We start from the raw sequence: 2,481 nt of genomic DNA, 5'->3' as shown, positions 1-2,481 counted from the left end.
GGCGTGGGTGGCGCGTTGTTCCTGGACGGTAAGATCCGCCGCGGCAAGGATTGGCGCGCGGGCGAGCTCGGCATGATGATCCCGAACTACGAGACCGGCGGATTCCTGACCATGCAGGACTACCTGTCGACCATCGTGCTCGCGGAGGATTATTCCAAGGAATTCGACGTGCCGACGGGATCCATCGTTCCGGCCTCCTTGTTCCGCAGGCTTGACGAGCCGCGCGTCCGCGCCATCGTGGACAAGTGGATCGATTACCTGGCCATCGCGGTCTTCAACATCGCGGCCATCGCCGATCCGGAATGCATATTGCTGGGTGGCGGCATCTGCAGGGAGCAGCAGATCCTGCCGATGGTCAATGCGGCTCTTGACGGGATTCCGCAGTGGGCCGATTTCCGCACGTCCGTGAAGCGTTGCCGTCATACCAACAACGCTGGCCTGATCGGAGCCTACTACGCGTTCGAAACCGAAGTCGAAGGGCTGGAGCAGGTGCCGATCCGCTGATTCGCGGATGGTGTGGCCATCGTCGCGGCCTGCGTGGCTCGCGATGTGATTCGGACGGCGCCGTCCGAATCATGCGGCCGGATTCGGAAGAGGATCCTCAGGCCATCTGCTGACGTGCGGAAAGCGTCATCGGCAGTAGACAATGATCCGGCGCTGGGCCGTATTCGCTCGGATCGGTATAGCCGGCCCACTCGCTCGGCGGGAAGATGATGTCGGAGATGGAGATCCATTCCTCGAGCAGGTTCAGCGAATCGTCGCCGAGCCAACGGTACTGCAGACCGTCCATCGCGCTCATCGCCAGCGTGTATAGGTCGTAGAAGCGCTCCTCGTCCACGTTGGGCGGCAGGATCCAGTTCATCGAGCCGATCATCTCCCAGTTGCGCATATGGCGGCCGATGAAGAAGCCATGCGCCGGATGCGTCGGGCTGAGCGCCTCGCCATTGAGTACGGAGTACAGCTGTACCAGTTCGGGCCGCTGCAGGTTGTAGAGCGCGATGTTCAGGCAGTAGCGGGGGTAGAAGTACACGCGGTGGCCGTCATTGTCGGCGATGCCGGCGGTCACCGCGTTGTAGTCGTCCGCGTCGGGCGTGTCGTAGCATTCCGACAGCACCATGTTGAGCAAATCGTCCTTCGATGAGATGTAATGGTAGAGCGCGGCCTCGGTGATGCCGATCTCGTCGGCGATGTCCTGCAGGCTCATGCCCCAGAATCCCTTGGTGGCGAGGATCTTGACCGCCGCCTGAAGAATCTGCAGGTGGCGTTCCTCCTGGCTCATGCGCTTCTTCTTCTCGAAGGTCTTATCCGCCAATGCATTGCGCGCCTGGATGGAGTATGGAGTCGAGCTGTTGACTCGGGAAGCCGCAGGCCAGTTGTCCTGCTCCTGCAGAAACCGGTTCCATGCCGCGACGCTCATTCGGTCTCCTTCGAAAACATTGGTGTGTGGAATATTGTCCTTACTGTACTCCGGCGCGTGATTATCGAGAATATCCGATGACCACGCGCCGTCGTGCTCACTTCGCGAACGTCCTGCGCATCCAGTCGATCGCGAGCTTCGGCCATGCCTGCACACATGGTTCGATGCCGTTCACGCCCTGCCATGCCGTTTCGGCGTTGCCCAGCGCCAAACCGTGGCCGCCTTCGGGGAACAGATGCGCCTCGATGCTCACACCGGCCTTCTTGCAGGCGTCGATGAGCATCAGCGTGTTCTCGCATGGTACGCAGCCGTCGGGAAGCGTATGCCAGACGAAGACCGGCGGGGTCTTGGCGTCGATGTGCTTTTCGATGGAGACGGCGTCAAGCGCTTCCTGGTCATCCTTCTTTTCACCAAGCAACGCGTCGAAGCTGCCGCGGTGTGCGAGAGGTCCGGAGGTGATTACCGGGTAGGAGAGCATCAGGCCATTCGGACGCACGCGATTCGGGTCGTAGCCGTGCGCCGCAATCACGTCGTCGCTTGCGCTGGTCGCCAGATTGGCGGCGAGATGGCCGCCAGCGGAGAAGCCGATTACGGCGATCGCATCGGCGTCCACATGCCATTCGGCGGCATGGTCGCGGATGCGCTTCATCGCCTCGGCGGCTTCCAGCAGCGCGACGGGGAACACGGAGGGCTTGACGGAGTAGCGCAGCACGAAGGCGTTGTATCCGGCTGCAAGGAATTGCATGGCGATCGGTTCGGCCTCGCGGTCGGAGGTCATCTCATAGCCGCCGCCAGGAATCACCAGCACGGATGGGCGCACACGGTCGGGAACGATCTCCTCGCTGTTATCGAGGCAATATCCGACGAATTTGGCATGGCTGCCGTCGATGCCGGGAATCTCATCTTCAAAGTACTTCATTGGTCTATCCTTTCGGCGGCGCGGGTGCGCCGCATGGAGACTTCCATGCTATGCGCATGGGTGCGAACATTATGCGAGCGTCGTGGCGGACAGGCGCCGTTTCGGGTGCCCGCCACGACGCTCGCGCGGTGGATTATCAGAACGT

General features: G+C 61.6%; 3 protein-coding genes. 1 reads left to right on the top strand and 2 read right to left on the bottom strand.

Annotated features, from left to right (window positions below):
• Window positions 1–504: ROK family protein (locus ACR0P8_RS09320; protein ID WP_432624794.1), on the top strand; the 504-nt coding region annotated here is incomplete at its 5' end.
• A gap of 97 nt (window positions 505–601) precedes the next feature.
• Here ACR0P8_RS09320 and ACR0P8_RS09315 read toward each other — a convergent pair.
• Window positions 602–1,417: a TetR/AcrR family transcriptional regulator gene (locus ACR0P8_RS09315; RefSeq protein WP_432624793.1), complete on the bottom strand. Its 816-nt coding sequence runs from the start codon at window positions 1,415–1,417 to the stop codon at window positions 602–604.
• Between the two features lie 97 nt (window positions 1,418–1,514).
• Window positions 1,515–2,336 (bottom strand): alpha/beta hydrolase, encoded by an 822-nt coding sequence (locus ACR0P8_RS09310; protein WP_432624792.1) that lies wholly within the window; start codon window positions 2,334–2,336, stop codon window positions 1,515–1,517.
• Between the last annotated feature and the right edge of the window lie 145 nt (window positions 2,337–2,481).

The sequence above is a fragment of the Bifidobacterium sp. genome (assembly GCF_050874245.1).
Classification (GTDB): domain Bacteria; phylum Actinomycetota; class Actinomycetes; order Actinomycetales; family Bifidobacteriaceae; genus Bifidobacterium.
This window is presented reverse-complemented; position numbering and strand designations above follow the sequence as displayed.